Origin of the sequence: Bacillus cihuensis (genome assembly GCF_000504145.1) — a bacterium.
GTDB lineage: Bacteria > Bacillota > Bacilli > Bacillales > DSM-1321 > Peribacillus > Peribacillus huizhouensis.
Genome location: NZ_KI632495.1, coordinates 1,534,964 through 1,552,233 on the forward strand (window position 1 = coordinate 1,534,964; position 17,270 = coordinate 1,552,233).

A 17,270-nucleotide genomic window follows, 5' to 3' on the forward strand; every position below is an offset into this window, starting at 1 on the left:
AGACAGCTACACTCACCTAATCGCAATGGTGGCAGTGCGGAGCCAGATTTTGAAGTATTTTCTTAATAAAGGAAGTATATCTACAAAGTAGATTGTCTATATTAGTAAGTCGCGAAGCCTCGTCCCCATGTCCTTCATACAAAAAGGGTCTGACCTAAAAGCCACTACTGGTGCAGTGTACAAGGTCAGACCCTTTCAATTACTTAACGCTAATAATTTTCACAGTGATGTCGCCGCCTGGTGTGTTAACGGTTACCGTTTCACCAAGTTTTTTACCCATTAAGCTTTTGGCGATTGGAGAATCATTTGAGATTTTGCCTTCAAACGGGTCTGCTTCTGCACTACCTACGATTGAATATGTTTCTTCATCACCGTCTGGAAGCTCAACGAATGTTACCGTCTTACCTAAACCTACAGTGTCAGAACTTGTACCATCTTCTACGATGATTTTCGCGTTGCGAATCATATTTTCAATTGTAGTAATTTTCCCCTCAACAAATGCTTGTTCTTCTTTCGCAGAATCGTACTCAGAGTTCTCAGAAAGATCACCGAAGCTACGAGCGATTTTGATTCTTTCTACCACTTCTTTGCGCTTTACCGCTTTTAAATATTCAAGTTCTTGCCCTAATTTCTCTTTACCTTCTTTTGTCATTGGAAATACTTTTTCAACTGCCAAAACCTTCACTCCTTCAAAATTCTTCACGATGCACATAGCATGGTGACTGTTTATGTAGTACAATCTACACTTTTCTAGCTGTAACAAACATCTGGCAAAAATAAATAAAAAACAAGCAACAATATATAAGCGCGAGTCCTTTTATAAAAAGGGCGCGCTTTGTACGTATTTTATTTTTTATCTAATTTAGCCAGTTGTATAAACGTTTAGACTTTGTTTAGTACCTATTTTTACGTAAGTCTAAACTAGGTAAGAAATAATTGTTTCTTTTCTTTATCTATGCCATGTTATTACAAAAATGACTTTTGTTCAAGGATTGTTTGTATTTTTGTTACCATTAAATCGATTGCGACGTGATTATGGCCGCCTTCTGGAATGATAATATCAGCATATCGCTTCGTTGGCTCAATGAATTGATTGTGCATCGGACGGACTACATTAATGTATTGGTCCATTACCGAATCAATGGAACGGCCTCGCTCTTTGATATCGCGGGACATTCTGCGAAGAATTCGTAAATCGGCATCCGTATCTACAAATAGTTTCATATCCATTAAATTTCGTAAGCGCTCATCTTCAAGAATCAGAATGCCTTCCAAAATAATGACATCTCTAGGCTCGACATGGATAATCTCTTCCGAACGAGTATGATTATTATAATCATAAATTGGTTTCTCGATCGATTCATATCCTAAGAGCTTGTAGATATGATCAATTAATAAATCATTATCAAATGCAAGCGGATGATCATAATTCGTTTTCAGCCGTTCCTCAAACGGGAGATCCGTTTGATCCTTATAATAATAATCTTGTTCTAGCAAAAGAATCGAATGCCCTTTAAAACTTTCATATATCGCTCGAGTTACGCTCGTTTTTCCTGATCCAGAGCCACCGGCTACCCCGATTACAACTGGTTTCTTTTCCATGTTCGTTAGTTCCCCTTTCGCATCATGTTGTTGGCAAATCAGGTTTACCCTTATTTCTTCGGATAAATCTTAGAAAGATGTTTGCTAGCACCAACGTTTATTTCTGGCCGTCTCACACAGACCAAACGGGTATCTTTGAATTTCCATTAGTCACCTAGTTCCAAAGACTGATGCTAATCATCATTTCCATTCCTGTATGCTGTATCATCTGAGAACTAACCCGGCGAACTCAGAAAGCTCGTCTTTTCGCTATAGTGCCCGAACAATCACTGTTTATACCTTTATATACTTCCATTTTCCGTAATAAAGTAAAACTTCAGTCAGTGGGAGGTTCTTCATCCCCTCTGATTGTTAGTCGGTTCTAGCGCAAATATCTCCGCGCAGCGTAGGTAAATCGACTCTACGAACTAAGGTTCAATCAATCACAGATTAAGTACGCAACGTCCTTTAGTCTTTCTTCTGTGTGACCCACATCCTGTGATAGTCCGATAAGCCGAAACTAGATTAGGCAGTCATCTCCCATCTACGCTTCTTCGATTTCTCTAAGCCTTAAGGTAGTGGTTTCGACCTTTCCGTTAATGCGGAATAAAGTTCTTAATTATCCGAGTTCACCGAGCTATTCTTATTGACTGTTAAAGAATTAGCTAGTTCATTTACCCATACAAACTTGAATGATCATTGATATTCTGAGTAGTTTATTTTCGTGTACCTTTATGTTTACTAATAGCGACGCCATCACCAATCGGTAAAATGACTGTATCGTAATTAAGGTGTTCGTGGAGCCAGACGTTATACTCTTTGATTTTCCGTACGAGACTTCGAATTCGCCGCAGCTCAATGTCTTCTTCAGGCACTGCTACTAAACCTTTAAACAGCACATTGTCTGTTACAATAATGCCGCCATCATTCAAATATGGCTCATATAACTCGAAGAATTTCCTATATTGCCCTTTTGCCGCATCAATAAAAATCACATCAAAAGTCCCGTATGTGCTAATCGATTCTGCAACTTCAAGTGCATCGCCTTCGATTAACATTACCCGATCTTGTGCGCAAGCTTTACTAATGTTTTCCTTAGCCACACTAATCCGCTCTTCATCACGTTCTATTGTGACAATTTTCACATCCGGTAATGCTTCAGCCATGCGCAGCGCTGAGTATCCGATTGCTGCACCCACTTCCAAAATGGCCTGCGGGTTTTTTAGCCTTAAAATTTGCAGCAATGTTTCCATACCTTCCGGCTCCATAATCGGCACATTATGTAACCTTGCATACTCTTCCATTTCCGCAACCAATCCATCTCGTTTCGGAATCAGTGACTGAAGATATTCATCTATGCTCATGTTTTTTCCTCCTACGAAAAGCGCAAGCACCTTGTCACGAAAGAAGGCGTCATGCGCTACCACTTACATTCATTAAAGAGTTTCACTCTATAGAAAAGCATAAGTACCATACTTAATTAAGAAATTGAACGATTTAAACAACAAAGCGCCTCTTGATCACTTATACTTCTTTACTCAAGAAAAACCCGGCACCTAGCCGAGGCTCATACGATTTAGAACAAAATTAGTCTTGCCTAAAATTGCACTTTGACTATTTTACCACAAAAAGAGGGAGAATGTGAATATCTCTCCCTCTTTTGATGTGATATTATTTTTTATTTGTAATAAATTTAGCTTTATTTTGATTATGTTGATCCAAAGTCTTAGCAAAAACTACTTCTCCTGTACTTGTTGCCAAGAAATACAAATAGTCGGATGTTGCTGGATTCAAAGCAGCTTCAATCGACGTAGTCCCCGCATTGGCGATTGGTCCAGGCGTTAAACCTTTATTTTTATACGTATTATAAGGGGAATTCACTTCTAAATCTTTATAAAAGACTTTGTCTTGATGCTGACCTTTTGCATAAAGGACAGTTGGATCCGTCTGCAGTGGCATATCAATTTTCATTCTGTTAAAGAAAACAGAAGAAATCATATCACGATCCACTTTCGCTGTCGCTTCTTCCTCGATTAAAGAGGCAAGTGTCAACAGTTTATGATTGCTAAATTGTTTTTCATTCATTTCATCTTTGTACTCGGCAAGAACTCCGTCTGTCTTTTTCAACATTTCTGTGACAATTAACTCAAGACTTGGCTTTTCTTCATAAAAATCGTAAGTAGCTGGAAATAAATACCCTTCTAATGGATATAGGATGTTTTTTCCAAAAATTTCATCAGTTAACAAATCCGGATACTTTGCTCGCAATTTATTAATAAAATTTTTATCATTCAACTGTTTGAACACGTCTTCGGGATCCTTATCGGTCTTTTCTGCAATAATATGGGCAATTTGGATAAGTTGCTTTCCTTCTGGAATCGTTATTTTCAATTGGGCTTCCATTACAACTTTCCCCGTTTTCAAACTTTTTATGATTTCTGGTAAAGTCATAGAAGGCGCGAGCTTATAGCTACCAGCTTGAAAACCAGATTCGTTTTTAAATTTAATATAATACTTGAAGATTTTGGCATTTTTAATAATTCCTTGATCTGCAAGAATTGTCGATATATTGCCAACAGAAGAACCAATTGGAATTTCTACCTCTTGTATTTTTTGATTATCCGGGTCAGCAGGTTTTAGGGCAGATTGCACATACAAATAGCCACCTATGCCCACACAAGCGGCCACTACCACAATCACCAACATGACAATCATAATAATTTTTCGCACGATTCTCGCTTCACCTTGCTGTTCGAGCATTCTCTCTCGAATATACTGTATTTTTGTTTTATCCTTCTGATCCATTTATATTCCCCCTCTAAGCAAACTGCTTATAACGGTTTTGCCGTCTTTCTTTGTAAAACGCATACTCCGACTTATTATACTAAAATTCGCTAATAAATACAGAATTTTATCTTAAAATATTATACAAAACAAGTACGACACCATTTTCTCTGGAGGTCCATCCTGTAGCATGCTATACTCGCCTATTCACAATGGTCGCGGTGCGTAACTGGAATTTCCCGTACTTTCTTAATAAAGGGAAATATATCTACATAGTAGATTTATATTATTAAGTCGTGAAGCTCGTCCCCAAGTCCATTATACAAAACCGAATGCCGTTAAAACGCCTCCATTTACCTTGAAGGATTATCCTGTAGCACGCTACACTCACCTAATCACAATGGTGGCGGTGCGGAGCCAGGATTTAGCGTACTTCCTTAATAAAGGAAGTACATCTGCATAGTAGATTATCCTTATTAGTTAGTCGCGTAGCGTAGCCCCATGTCCTTAAAGAAAAAAAGGCTGTCCCATAACGAAAGGGTCCGACCTCAATCTCTATAGATCGTTTATATGTCAATTACACGTCATATAAACGATCTATAGGAGATGTGTGGTTGGACCCTTTTAGGACACCCTTTTTAGCTACGTATTAACGTTCAACTAAATCAGTCTTCGTCGCCTTCTTCATCAAGGAATGTAGAAAGCATTTCTTCGATTAAATCCCACTCTTCTTCTGTTTCAACAGGGGATAATTCGCCGTCTTTATTATCTTCGCTTGGTACGAAAGAAGAAGCATGAATTTCAATTTCTTCATCTTCATCATCTTCAGCTGAGATTGGGTAGTAAAGGACATATGATTTGTTAAATTGCTCAGAATCAAATGTGAATAATACCTCGCAAAGCTGTTCGTTTCCGTTTTCATCTACAATTGTAATGTTGTTTTCACCGTGTTCCATTAGTTTTGCACCTCTTTATTAATTTGTTTGACTATCTAAAAAGCCTTGAAGAATCATAACGGCAGCCATTTTGTCAATGACCTGCTTTCGTTTACTTCTGCTCACATCTGCTTCAAGCAAAACACGCTCCGCAGCCATTGTACTAAGCCGTTCGTCCCAAAGGCGAGTTGGCAGCTTGAACTTATCTTCGAGGCGCTTGGCGAATGCTTGACTCGCTTCTCCTCTTGGTCCTATCGTTCCATTCATGTTTTTCGGAAATCCGATAACAATTGCAGAAACCTCGTACTCTTCAATAAGTTGTCCAAGTCGTTTTAAGCCAAAGTCCTTTTGGGCTTCATTAATCTTAATTGTTTCTATACCTTGTGCGGTCCAACCCATTGCGTCGCTAATTGCAACGCCAAGCGTTTTTGAACCTAAATCGAGCCCCATTGTCCGCATTAACGACCCTCACGATGTTGTTTTAAATATGATTTTACCAATTCCTCAATAATCTCGTCACGCTCAAGCTTCCGAATGATATTCCTCGCATCCTGATGGCGCGGAATATAGGCTGGATCACCAGAAAGCAAGTAGCCTACGATTTGGTTAATTGGGTTATAGCCTTTTTCCTGAAGTGCACCGTAGACTTGGAATAATACCTCTTGCACATCTCTCTCAAAGGGCTCTTCCGGAAAGTTGAATTTCATGGTTTTATCAAACGAACTCATGTCCTGCACTCCTCTTCAACGTTCCATATTTCCGAACGGGTTTCCATGGATACATTCATTGTACACTAGTAAGATTTATATTGAAATGGATTTTACCCATTCTTCCACAAAACTTAGCGCTTCATTCAATTTTGCTGGATTTTTTCCTCCAGCTTGTGCCATATCCGGACGACCACCGCCGCCGCCACCACAAATTGCTGCTACTTCTTTTAACAATTTACCAGCATGGTAGCCTTGATCAATATAATCCTTCGTCACAGCTGCAATCAAGTTAACCTTATCACCTTGAGCTGAACCTAACACGATAATAACGGATTCTAGCTTCTGTTTCAATTCATCTGCCATTGTTCTAAGATTATTCATATCTGTCGCTTGAACATTTGCCGTAAGAATTTTAACGCCATTAACTTCTTTTACTTGTGAAACAAGGTTTCCTGCTTCAATATTGCCAAGTTTAGTAGCTAAGCTCTCGTTTTCACGTTGCAGCTCTTTTACTTCTGCTAAAACAGTTTCGATTCGAGCTGGAACTTCTTTCAAATTCGTTTTTAATTTAGCAGCAGCTTCTTTTAAAACACCAATTTGATCAGCCATTAGTTTATAAGCGCCCGCTCCAGTGACCGCTTCAATACGACGTGTTCCTGCGCCAATTCCACTTTCAGAAATGATTTTAAACAAGCCGATAACAGCTGTGTTTGGTACATGGCATCCTCCGCAAAGCTCTAAGCTGTAATCGCCAACTTGTACGACACGAACAATTTTTCCGTATTTCTCGCCGAACAATGCCATTGCACCCATCTCTTTTGCTTCATCGATGTTTTTGTATTCAATGTTTACAGCGATGCTTTTCCAAATCTTTTCATTTACAATTGCCTCTATTTGTTCTAGCTCTTCCGCTGTGATTTGCCCAAAATGAGAGAAGTCAAAACGAAGACGGTCCGGTTCTACTAGTGACCCTGCTTGGTTTACATGAGTTCCTAGTACATCTTTTAGCGCTTGATGCAATAAGTGAGTCGCAGTGTGATTTTTAATAATTTGGCTGCGATTATCGGCATCTACGACGGTAACCACACTTGCATCTTGTGTTAACATTCCAGCTTCTACCGTCACTCTGTGTAGATTTTGACCATTCGGTGCTTTTTGAACGTCTAACACATTCAATTTTACGTCTTCGTTAACGATAATCCCTTTATCAGCAATTTGTCCGCCGCTTTCCGCATAGAAACTCGTTTGACTTAAGATGACTTGAACTTCTTCACCTTCATGCGCTTCAGTGATGAGGTTACCTTCTTTAACAATCGCAAGCACACGACCTTCAGTTTCTAGCTCATCATAACCGACAAATTTGCTCTCTGCTTTAATGTCGCCAAGTGCTCCACCTTGGATTTGCATGGAATCGACATCTTGGCGTGCAGAGCGCGCACGTTCGCGTTGAGCTTCCATTTCTGTATCAAAGCCAGCTTGATCGACCGTCATTCCTTGTTCCTCTGCATATTCTTCTGTTAATTCAACTGGGAATCCATATGTATCATAAAGACGGAATACGTCAGCACCTGGGATGACTGTGCTGCCAGAATTCTTCGCTTTCTCAATCACATCAGCAAGAATAGATAAGCCATCATGCAATGTCTCATGGAAACGTTCTTCTTCATTTTTCACGACTTTCGCAATGAATTCCGCTTTATCTTTCACTTCCGGATAAAAATCATACATAATTTCACCGACGACTGGCACTAGTTCAAACATGAATGGACGGTTAATATTAATTTGTTTCGCATAACGTACAGCACGGCGCAGTAAGCGGCGTAATACATATCCACGTCCCTCGTTCGAAGGAAGCGCTCCATCACCAACAGCAAATGCTACAGTACGAATATGGTCGGCAATGACTTTGAATGCAACATCTTTTTCTACATCTGTACGGTATTTCACATCAGAAATTTCTTCAACAGCACGGATAATCGGCATAAACAAATCTGTATCATAATTCGTTGGAACGTCTTGTACAACTGAAGCCATACGTTCAAGGCCCATACCGGTATCAATATTTTTCTTTGGAAGCGGTGTGTAACTTCCATCTGGATTATGATTAAATTGAGAGAACACTAAGTTCCATACTTCAAGATGGCGTTCGTTTTCTCCACCCGGATAAAGTTCAGGATCATTCGGATCGTCTCCATATTCAGGTCCACGGTCATAGAAAATCTCTGTATTCGGGCCACTTGGACCTTCGCCGATATCCCAGAAATTTTCTTTAAGACGGATAATTCGGTCAGCTGGAATGCCGATTTTTTTATTCCAAAGTTCAAACGCCTCTTCATCTTCAGGATGGATCGTCACGGCTAATTTTTCTGGATCAAAACCAATCCATTTCTCATCGGTCAAGAATTCCCATGCCCATGTAATCGCTTCTTCTTTGAAATATTCACCGATAGAGAAGTTCCCGAGCATTTCAAAAAAAGTATGGTGACGTGCAGTTTTTCCTACGTTTTCAATATCATTCGTCCGAATTGCTTTTTGTGCATTTGTAATCCGTGGATTTTCTGGAATCACACGACCATCAAAATACTTTTTCAAAGTAGCTACACCTGAATTAATCCAAAGCAATGTTGGATCTTCATGCGGCACAAGGGATGCACTTGGTTCAACCGAATGGCCTTTTTCTTTAAAGAAATCTAAATACAATTGACGGATTTGTGCTCCAGTTAAGTTCTTCATAGCTATTTCCTCCTTATTTTTCAAAAGTATCTTAGTAGTACTTTGTACTATAAAAACACCTTATTCTCCCAATTTTTAAACACAAAAAAACCCTAATCCCTGACAGGGACGAGAGTTTGCTCGCGGTACCACCCTGATTATGAGTGCAATATTTGCCACTCATCACCTCAATCAATGCCTTAACGCGGCAGACGGCAGGAATTAACTGCACTCCGGACTAGCTTTCCACTGTTCTTTATTCTGACGTCCCTTCCAGCCATGGGGACTGCCTCTCTGTAAGAAGAGCTACAGTGTACTTGTTCCTTCAACGAGTTCTTGTGTAAAAATAAAGCATATGTAATGGATTATATTCACAAGAATTTCATTTGTCAATGGACACCGCCATTTTTAATCCGTTGATGGGATATTTTTAAAGTGACTCCGTGCATGAATGAACGACACTTTCACGACTGCGAGAATGGGAACAGCAATAATTAACCCAATCACACCTCCGACTTCTCCACCAACCAATAGTGCAAACATAATAAAGATTGGGTGCATATGCAAGCTTTTTCCGATAATAAGCGGTGAAAGAATATTGCCCTCTAAAAATTGTAGCACCAAGACAATCACAACGACGATAATAATCATTTTCACAGATATGGCAGCCGCAATCAATGCCGCCGGAATCGCACCAAAAACCGGACCAAAGTACGGGATAATATTAGTAATCCCAATAAGCGCACCTAATAGCAATGGATATTTCATCCCGACAATCCAAAACAGCAGTGAAGAGATCCCTCCAATTGCAGCACAGACAATAATTTGGCCACGAATATAGCCTCCTAAAGAAACATCGACATCTTTTAAAAATGCAATCCCTTGACTGCGCCATTTTCGCGGTGTTAGATATCGCGTCATTTTTTTCAATGCATCATAATCTTTCACAATATAAAAGGCAATAAAAGGGATTAGCGCAATCAACAAGAAAAAATCAAACAGCTTCATCATATAATTCATGATCGTATCCATCAACGACTCTAGCCTGCCTTCGATCTTTAGAATTGTAGCATCTAAACGCTCATGAATACCAAACGGCCAATTCTCTGTCTTACGGCCAATCCAGTCTGTCCAATTTCGATATTGCTCTGCAGCTGCCGGCGCATTTTCAGTCAGCTCCCGGATTTGTTCAGTCATAATTGGTATCCCTTTGTAGACAGCAAAACCAATCCCACCAAAGAACAATAAATAGATAATGACAACGGAAAGCCCTCGCTTCATCCCCTTTTTATGCAAAAGCTCTACAACCGGATGCAACAGATAACTAATAAACGCAGCAATTAAAAAGGGAATAAGCACCTTTATCAAAACACTTATAATCGGTGCCCACATTGGCTTTAGCTTCATAAAAATATATAAAACAATAAATAATAGCAACAAAAATCCTAGTCGATAAAACCACTTCATTCTAATGTCCATACACCTCACCTCACAATTAGTAGTTTTCGTGAGGTGAGCAGGAAATATGTATGGGGGATTTTTTTTCGGTTTAACGTGTACGTACTAAGCGGTTATTTAAATGATTCATATATTTCTATACCGTTTAATGGAACGCTACTTTTTTTCAATGTAAACCGCGTTCGATCCAGATCCATTTGAAAATATCCCCCCTTGACAATAAGATGAGTGATTTTACCTTGTACGTGAAGACTTCGAACTTTAGGACCATTTGTAACAATTCTATCCCCACTATTGGCCATTTACTTCTAATTCACATAAAAAAACACACAGTTTCAAAAAAACTGTGTGTTTTATCCACGGTGCTTCCTATTAAAGCATCGATTTTAATTTCTTTCGCATCTTTTTCGTGTATTTTTTCATCATACCGGTACTATTACCAAGGAAGTTTCTAGAACGTCTCCTCATTGTTGCACCTCAATTCTTTAGTTTACATACTCAAACGGCGATCATCTTCTTCAAACAAGTCGTCTAACGAACTTAAACTTCCGTCCTCCTCGACTTGATGGGTATTAATGATCCCTTTCATTACACTCATTTCAATGAAACAATTCCAACAATAGAACTGATTTACACCGATTTTACCTACATCTTTACTGTTACAATTCGGGCATTTAATTTCCAAAATGGACACCTACCTCTTCATAGACCGAAATGATATTTCAACATTTCATTCGCTACGATTATGCCCATTTTTTCCATAAAATATACCCTTGAACAAAGAAAACCTTTCCGAACATCTTTAGTATTTGTCTTAAGACATACAAAGATGAGCTGAAAGGTTTTCCATGTTTGGTTACATAAAATCATAAGGTGTAACGTGTTCCATGCCGATCATTGGGTCGACGTTCATGAGGATTTCGAAAGGCTCGGCAGCCACTCCAGTCTCCATTTCTATTTCAGAATCTTCCGTTTCAGATGCTTGTAGTTTTTGCATCAAGGTCGTTTTACGCTTCATTTCATTATTTCGTTCAATTCCTTGACGAAAGGCGTCTTCTTCCCCGCACAAAATTAAGAAATTTTTACTTCTAGTAATCGCCGTGTATAATAGATTTCGCCGCAGCATTCGGTAATAGCTTTTAACAACCGGTAATATCACGATTGGAAATTCGCTTCCTTGTGATTTATGGATCGAGCAGCAATAAGCATGGGTAATTTGATTCAAATCTTGCCGCGTATAGACTACTTCTATTCCATCAAAAGAAATGACTAACTTATCAACATTATCCGTATTTTCCTTAGCAAAAAGGACTGAGACAATTTCGCCCATATCACCGTTATAGACGCCTTCTTCAGGTTGATTGACAAGTTGCAATACTTTGTCACCACTTCGGTAAGCGACATCGCCAAATTTCAACTCCCGTTTTTTCGCATCAGCATTGCCATTGAACACTTCTTGAAGCATTTTGTTTAGATTATCAATCCCAGCCGGCCCGCGGTACATCGGGGCAAGCACTTGAATATCTCTTGATGTGAAGCCTTTTTTACGAGCATTCGCTACGACTTTTTCAACAACTTGGGCGATTTGACCCGTGCCACAGCGAATGAAGGAACGGTCGCTTTGCTGCCTACTGAAACTCTCCGGCAATTTTCCCCGTTTAATTTCATGGGCAAGTTCAATAATCGAAGAACCATCTGCCTGGCGGTATATTTGCTCAAGACCAACCATTGGGACCGACTGTGATGCCAGTAAATCCTTTAACACTTGACCTGGACCAACCGATGGGAGTTGGTCTTCATCACCAACGAGAATAAGCTGTATATGTTCAGGCAATGCCTTTAACAGCTGATGGGCAAGCCATGTATCTACCATAGACATTTCATCAATGATCACAATTCGCCCTTCGATCGGGTTCTCTTCATCATGAGAAAATCCTTCACTGCCATTCCAACCGAGAAGTCGGTGTATGGTTACTGCCGGCAGACCGGTGGATTCTGCCATACGCTTTGCCGCTCGCCCAGTCGGTGCTGCCAAGACAAACGGAAACGGTTCGGTTTCTTTTTTATAGTCGTTAATATCCATAGACACACCATGAAGCTCTGCATAAAGCTCAACAATTCCTTTAATAACCGTCGTTTTCCCCGTTCCTGGTCCACCTGTCAAAATCAACATCGGAGACTGAAGCGCCGTCTGAATCGCTTCCTTCTGAGCAGGGGCATAATCGACGCCAATCCGCTCCTCTAATTCCCCAAGCGCAAGTAAAAATTCAGATTCAGGAAATTGGTCTTCATACTCGGTTTGCGATAAAATTCGCTTTATATTCGTAACAATTCCTTTTTCTGAGAAATATAAAGATGGAGGATAAATCCGACGCTCTTCGACTTTGATTTTCCCTTCTTCTTCAAGCTTTACAATTTCCGCGGAAATGGCAGTAAACTCAATTTCATCCCGTTTATTTTCTTCAAGCATAAGCTTAACTGCTTCTAGTAACTCTTCAGCCTCCATATACACATGACCATCTTGAAGACACTGGGCATCTAGCGTATACAAGCAAGCTGCTTTAATTCGATCAGGATGCCCCCCTGAAATCCCGAGCTGAAACCCAAGTTCATCTGCTCGTCCGAAACCGATTCCTTCAATATCCTCGACAAGCTGATAAGGATTTTTTTGTAAAATCGATAGCGTATCATGTTGGTACGTTTGATAAATTTTCATCGAAAGTTGTGGTCCAAATCCATATTGATTCAAACCAATCATGACTTGTTCCAACCCTTGATGTTCAATCAAGGTATCGTAGAAGCTTTTCGCTTTTTCAGAAGATAATTTCGGAACGGTATCCAAGAGGGACGGGTTAGCAAGTATTTTCGAAATGGCATTCTCACCAAGTGAATCGACTATGCTTTCCGCTGTTCTTTTCCCAATCCCTTTAAATAAATCACTAGATAAATAAGCGACGATTCCTTCTTTCGACTGTGGCATATCTTTTCTGAAATGCTCGACATGAAACTGCATGCCAAACCGTGGATGATCTTTCATCGTGCCATAAAAAACATACGTTTCCTGCTCATGAATTCGTGGGAAATACCCTGTTACAACAGCTTCATTTTCATCGTAATCCAAATTCGTTTCATCGAGGCGAATCCGCACGACAGAATACAAATTTGACTCGTTATGAAAAATTGTCACTAAATGCCGACCTTTCATAAATTTCTTTTCTTCTGAAAAAAGATCCAACGCATCCTGCTGGCTCATACGGTTCCCCCTTCCCAAAACGATGTTATTCTTCGTTCAGCGTTTCCATCAGTTTTTTTCCATGAGCTGCTAGCATATGGTCAGGCTGCACTTCCAATGCTTTCTCGAAATATTCCATTGCCTTGGCAGCATCTTCTTTATAGCCACCAAATGCAACGCCAAGATTATAGTAGGCATCAGCATGCTCTGGATTCTGTTCAATCACAATGGTTAATTCTTTTATCAGCTCATCGTACAATTCCGCATTAGCCAGGCAAAGCGCATATTGAAAACGTGCATCGACATCATCGGGATTCAATTCAACGGCACGCTGTAAGTACGGCATTGCAAGCTTCCCTTGTTCAAGCTGCATCAACGTCATGCCTAGCATAAAATACGCATCACTTGTTTCCAGCCCGGTACGAAGCGCCTTTTCAAACATATCCTTTGCTTCGATTAACTTGTCCATTTCAAAATACAGATTTCCTAGCGAATAATAAGCAGCTCCAGCTTCTTCATCCAGTTCAAGTGCTTTTTTATAAAAATTCTCTGCTTTCGCTGTTTCGCCAACCGCTGTTAAAACATTGCCAAAATTTATGTATGCTACAGGCTCATTCGGGTTTTCCTCAATCGCCTCAGAAAAAATCTTCACCGCTTCTTCATATTTACCTTCTTGCATATATTGGATTCCTTGTTGGTTTTTATCCACCTTGTTCACTCTCCATTTAATCTATAGAAAAAAGAGATTGTCCAAAAGAGTCTAACCCTTTACATTTGGGACAACCATTTAAGTTTCATTCTTTAGAAGTATACCATAAAGACATTGGCTCATCATTAGTTGTGCGCAGGATTGCTTTATTCGTTTAATCCTGCATTTTTCGAATCGGATTTGTGATTTGCGCGCCGGAAATCAATTTTGCGAGCGGGATTTACGATTTGCTTGCCGGAGCCAAGTTTGTCTTCCCTAGACTAAAAAACTAATTCATCGACCTGCATAGTTCTTGCAGATCGCTGAAACCGGAAAAAATCCCCAGCCAAATTACGGCTAGGGATTATCATTATCCGACATAAGTCAGTTTTTTATTATTTTTAAACACTTCATCAATTGTACCGCCACCAAGGCACACTTCGCCATCATAAAAAACAACAGCTTGTCCAGGTGTGATCGCGCGGACTGGCTCAGCAAAGATGACTTCAACATCGCCATTTTCAAGCACTTTCACATTCACTTTACTGTCGGTTTGACGGTAACGGAATTTAGCTGTACAGCTAAATTCGGCAGCAGGTGCATGTTCTGCAACCCAGCTCATATTGACCGCTTTAAGTGAGTCCGAATATAGTACATCATTTTCGAAGCCTTGTTCGACGTACAAAATATTTCGTTTCAAATCTTTTCCAACCGCAAACCAAGGCTCACCACTACCGCCAATGCCAAGTCCGTGGCGTTGACCAATTGTATGATACATGAGACCTTCATGCTTGCCCATCACTTTTCCATCTAACGTTTCCATATTACCAGGCTGTGCTGGTAAATAGTTGCTTAAGAAGTCTTTGAAATTACGCTCACCAATAAAACAAATTCCAGTTGAATCCTTCTTCGTCGCTGTAGCAAGTCCAGCTTCTTTGGCAATTTCCCGTACTTCTTTTTTATCAATGTGACCGAGTGGGAACATGACCTTTTCCAACTGACTTTGCGTTAACTGGTTCAAGAAATATGTTTGATCTTTATTCTCATCTATTCCGCGAAGCATTTTGTATTCGCCGTCACGGTAAGCAACCTGTGCATAATGACCGGTTGCTAAATAATCGGCACCTAGGCTGACTGCATGTTCAAGAAATGCTTTGAACTTAATTTCCTTGTTACACATAACGTCCGGATTCGGTGTCCGACCTGCTCGATATTCATCTAAAAAGTACGTAAACACTTTGTCCCAATATTGCTTTTCAAAGTTTACAGCATAATAAGGAATGCCAATTTGATTACATACTGCAATTACATCATTATAATCATCTGTTGCGGTACAAACGCCATTTTCATCTGTATCATCCCAGTTCTTCATGAAAATCCCGACTACATCATAGCCTTGCCTTTTCAATAGTAGGGCAGCAACAGATGAATCAACGCCACCCGACATACCGACTACGACACGCGTGTCTTTAGGTGCTTTATTCATTATGTTTCACCTCTTACTTAATCCTTTATTTTAACAATCTGTTGATTATCTTAACCGTTTCCTGTGCCGCTTGTCTCACATCTTGCTCAGAATTGTTTAAGCCAAAACTAAAGCGAATCGAGTTCTTCGTCCGTTCAGAACCTTTGCCAAACATGGAAACGAGGACATGAGAAGGATCGATGGACCCTGCAGTACAAGCAGATCCACTTGAAACGGCAATTCCTGCCAAATCCAAATTCACAAGCATGGACTCCACATTTGTTCCAGGAAAACTAATATTTAACACATGTGGCAATGATGATTCACGAGACCCATTCACGATATAGTCCACACCAGAATCGTTAAAAATATCTAAAATCACTTTTTTATAACTTGCATACAACTCACTTTTCTCCACCAATGTGCTTTGAGTAATTTGAACAGCTTCCGCAAAACCGGCAATCGCTGGGACACTTTCCGTTCCAGCACGACGCTTCCGCTCTTGCTCGCCACCGTACAAATACGGCTGATGCTTAATGCCGTCTCGGATGTAGAGAAAACCGATACCTTTAGGACCATTAATTTTATGAGCGCTAACAGAAAGTAAATCAACATGAAGTTCATTCACATCGATTTTTACCAAACCGTACACTTGTACTGCATCTGTATGGAAAAATGCTTGATGGTGTTGAAGGAGTTCACCGATTTGCTGAATCGGTTGTATCGTCCCGACCTCATTATTACCAAACATGACGGAAACGAGGATTGTATCATCACGAAGTGCAGATCGCACATCATCAACAGAAACAAGCCCTTCTTCATTAACAGGTAAATAGGTTACATCAAAACCAGATTTCTCTAAAAAATGGCATGTATGCAAGACTGCATGATGTTCAATTTCTGTCGTAATAATATGCTTGCCTTGATTTTGATACGCGTTCGCAATTCCAATTAACGCCGTGTTATCACTTTCCGTACCACCACTTGTAAAAATGATTTCATTCGGCAACGCACCTATACTCCGGGCCATTATTGCACGGGATTCATCCAACACTTGTCGTGACGCGCGGCCGTACGAGTGAATACTTGATGGGTTCCCGTACTCATCCTTCATGACAGCTAACATCCGATCAATCACACGCGGATGCATCGGTGACGTAGCTGCATGATCTAAATACACATTCTTCACGTTAGTTCCTCCGTTATATTAACAGAATAAATTTGCTGGGCGATTTATTCTAAAATTTTCACACATGGGCATATTCTATAATTTTATTTAGTTATAAGCAAAACTAATATGGCGTTAAAACGCCACCATTTACTATGAAGGATCCATCCTGTAGCACGCTACACACACCTAATCTCAATGGTGGTTGTGCGGAGCTAGAATTTTGGATGCTGTCTCGATAAATCAGTATACCTGATAAATCGATTGGCTATATTTGTAAGTCAAGAAAGCCTAAGTTCCTATGTCCTTCATACAAAAAAAGAAAAAAGGCGTCAAACTCCACAACTACAATTTTAGAAGATTGTGCTTAAACACCTTCTAGGTAGTATAATCTAAGGAGTTAGACCCTTGTTTATTCTTCACCGTTTAATCCCGCATTAACGATCAGTAAGACTCCGACCTCAAGGATTCAGGTATAAATGGGTAAATCTAGGTGGGGGACAACTGCCCATTAAAGCCCAATCGGGTTCGTACTGT

At 40.0% G+C, this 17,270-nt stretch carries 14 protein-coding genes; all 14 read right to left on the minus strand.

The genetic code is table 11. The features are described from left to right. Positions 1–199: 199 nt before the first annotated feature. Complete coding sequence (gene greA / locus V179_RS0113260) at positions 200–676, minus strand: transcription elongation factor GreA (protein ID WP_028391900.1); 477 nt, start codon at positions 674–676, stop codon at positions 200–202. A gap of 290 nt (positions 677–966) precedes the next feature. Next, positions 967–1,602, minus strand: coding sequence for a uridine kinase (gene udk, locus V179_RS0113265; protein WP_028391901.1), 636 nt, complete (start codon positions 1,600–1,602; stop codon positions 967–969). Positions 1,603–2,297: 695 nt separating this feature from the next. Beyond that, entirely contained in the window at positions 2,298–2,945 is a 648-nt protein-coding gene (locus tag V179_RS0113270) for an O-methyltransferase (protein WP_028391902.1), read from the minus strand. A 307-nt stretch (positions 2,946–3,252) separates the two neighbouring features. After that, positions 3,253–4,386: an endolytic transglycosylase MltG gene (mltG, locus tag V179_RS0113275; RefSeq protein WP_028391903.1), complete on the minus strand. Its 1,134-nt coding sequence runs from the start codon at positions 4,384–4,386 to the stop codon at positions 3,253–3,255. Positions 4,387–5,030: 644 nt separating this feature from the next. Further along, positions 5,031–5,321 carry a DUF1292 domain-containing protein gene (locus V179_RS0113280; protein WP_028391904.1) on the minus strand — a complete coding sequence of 97 codons (291 nt, stop codon included), beginning with the start codon at positions 5,319–5,321 and terminating at the stop codon, positions 5,031–5,033. 18 nt (positions 5,322–5,339) lie between these two features. After that, complete coding sequence (ruvX, locus tag V179_RS0113285; RefSeq protein ID WP_028391905.1) at positions 5,340–5,759, minus strand: Holliday junction resolvase RuvX; 420 nt, start codon at positions 5,757–5,759, stop codon at positions 5,340–5,342. Further along, entirely contained in the window at positions 5,759–6,028 is a 270-nt protein-coding gene (locus V179_RS0113290) for an IreB family regulatory phosphoprotein (protein ID WP_028391906.1), read from the minus strand. Before V179_RS0113290 ends, ruvX begins: the two co-directional genes overlap by 1 nt. 75 nt (positions 6,029–6,103) lie before the next feature. Next, positions 6,104–8,743 (minus strand): alanine--tRNA ligase, encoded by a 2,640-nt coding sequence (gene alaS, locus V179_RS0113295; RefSeq protein ID WP_028391907.1) that lies wholly within the window; start codon positions 8,741–8,743, stop codon positions 6,104–6,106. A 387-nt stretch (positions 8,744–9,130) separates the two neighbouring features. Beyond that, positions 9,131–10,201, minus strand: coding sequence for an AI-2E family transporter (locus V179_RS0113300; protein ID WP_028391908.1), 1,071 nt, complete (start codon positions 10,199–10,201; stop codon positions 9,131–9,133). Between the two features lie 469 nt (positions 10,202–10,670). Then, positions 10,671–10,859 (minus strand): hypothetical protein, encoded by a 189-nt coding sequence (locus V179_RS0113305; protein ID WP_028391909.1) that lies wholly within the window; start codon positions 10,857–10,859, stop codon positions 10,671–10,673. Positions 10,860–11,036: 177 nt separating this feature from the next. Next, positions 11,037–13,433: an SF1B family DNA helicase RecD2 gene (gene recD2 / locus V179_RS0113310; RefSeq protein WP_028391910.1), complete on the minus strand. Its 2,397-nt coding sequence runs from the start codon at positions 13,431–13,433 to the stop codon at positions 11,037–11,039. A 25-nt stretch (positions 13,434–13,458) separates the two neighbouring features. Next, positions 13,459–14,121, minus strand: a complete 663-nt coding sequence (locus V179_RS0113315) for a tetratricopeptide repeat protein (RefSeq protein WP_028391911.1) — start codon at positions 14,119–14,121, stop codon at positions 13,459–13,461. Between the two features lie 349 nt (positions 14,122–14,470). Next, entirely contained in the window at positions 14,471–15,586 is a 1,116-nt protein-coding gene (gene mnmA / locus V179_RS0113320; RefSeq protein WP_028391912.1) for a tRNA 2-thiouridine(34) synthase MnmA, read from the minus strand. Positions 15,587–15,611: 25 nt separating this feature from the next. Beyond that, a complete protein-coding gene (locus tag V179_RS0113325; protein WP_028391913.1) occupies positions 15,612–16,754 on the minus strand; it encodes a cysteine desulfurase family protein in 1,143 nt (380 codons plus the stop codon). Between the last annotated feature and the right edge of the window lie 516 nt (positions 16,755–17,270).

Excerpts from the sequence above, each read along its gene's own strand:
- mltG (WP_028391903.1), bottom strand. The coding sequence starts at position 4,386 with ATGGATCAGAAGGATAAAACAAAAATACAGTATATTCGAGAGAGAATG.
- recD2 (WP_028391910.1), bottom strand. The coding sequence starts at position 13,433 with ATGAGCCAGCAGGATGCGTTGGATCTTTTTTCAGAAGAAAAGAAATTT.
- ruvX (WP_028391905.1), bottom strand. The coding sequence starts at position 5,759 with ATGCGGACAATGGGGCTCGATTTAGGTTCAAAAACGCTTGGCGTTGCA.
- mnmA (WP_028391912.1), bottom strand. The coding sequence starts at position 15,586 with ATGAATAAAGCACCTAAAGACACGCGTGTCGTAGTCGGTATGTCGGGT.
- udk (WP_028391901.1), bottom strand. The coding sequence starts at position 1,602 with ATGGAAAAGAAACCAGTTGTAATCGGGGTAGCCGGTGGCTCTGGATCA.
- V179_RS0113280 (WP_028391904.1), bottom strand. The coding sequence starts at position 5,321 with ATGGAACACGGTGAAAACAACATTACAATTGTAGATGAAAACGGAAAC.
- V179_RS0113290 (WP_028391906.1), bottom strand. The coding sequence starts at position 6,028 with ATGAGTTCGTTTGATAAAACCATGAAATTCAACTTTCCGGAAGAGCCC.
- alaS (WP_028391907.1), bottom strand. The coding sequence starts at position 8,743 with ATGAAGAACTTAACTGGAGCACAAATCCGTCAATTGTATTTAGATTTC.
- V179_RS0113300 (WP_028391908.1), bottom strand. The coding sequence starts at position 10,201 with ATGGACATTAGAATGAAGTGGTTTTATCGACTAGGATTTTTGTTGCTA.
- V179_RS0113270 (WP_028391902.1), bottom strand. The coding sequence starts at position 2,945 with ATGAGCATAGATGAATATCTTCAGTCACTGATTCCGAAACGAGATGGA.